This window comes from Mesorhizobium sp. CNPSo 4684, from assembly GCF_057784315.1.
In genome coordinates this window covers 1-625 of the sequence record NZ_JBWLUX010000102.1, presented here as the reverse complement: position 1 = coordinate 625, position 625 = coordinate 1, and the positions used below count along the sequence as shown (strand labels likewise).

Genomic DNA, 625 nt, shown 5'->3' with positions numbered 1-625 from the left:
ATGAACCTCATCGACACCAGGCGCGCCGAGCTGCTCTACAGCCGCATGGGCCCGGCGATCGAGGCCTCCGGCGGCAGCGCCGGCAACACGGCGGCGGGCGTCGCCAGTTTCGGCGGCCGCGCCGCCTTCTTCGGCAAGGTGTCGAACGACGCGCTCGGCGAAATCTACACCCATGACATCCATGCCCAGGGCGTTGCCTTCGACACCAAGCCGCTCGAAGGCCAGCCGCCGACGGCGCGCTCGATGATCTTCGTCACCCCCGACGGCGAGCGTTCGATGAACACCTATCTCGGCGCCTGCGTCGAACTCGGGCCGGAAGACGTCGAGGCCGACAAGGCATCCGGCGCCAAGGTGACCTACTTCGAGGGCTATCTGTGGGATCCGCCGCGCGCCAAGGAGGCGATCCGGCAGACGGCGAGGCTCGCACACGAGGCCGGACGCGAAGTGTCGATGACACTGTCGGATTCGTTCTGCGTCGACCGCTACCTGGACGAGTTCCTCGAGCTGATGCGCTCGGGCACCGTCGACATCGTCTTTGCCAACAGCCACGAGATCAAGTCGCTCTACCAGACCAAATCCTTCGACGAGGCGCTGGCGGCCATCCGCAAGGACTGCAAGATTGCCG

At 66.1% G+C, this 625-nt stretch carries 1 protein-coding gene; it reads left to right on the top strand.

Translation table 11 applies throughout. The features are described 5' to 3' along the window. Positions 1-625 (top strand): adenosine kinase (locus tag AC04SG_RS32870; protein WP_488554402.1); only part of this gene is annotated, 625 nt, incomplete at both ends.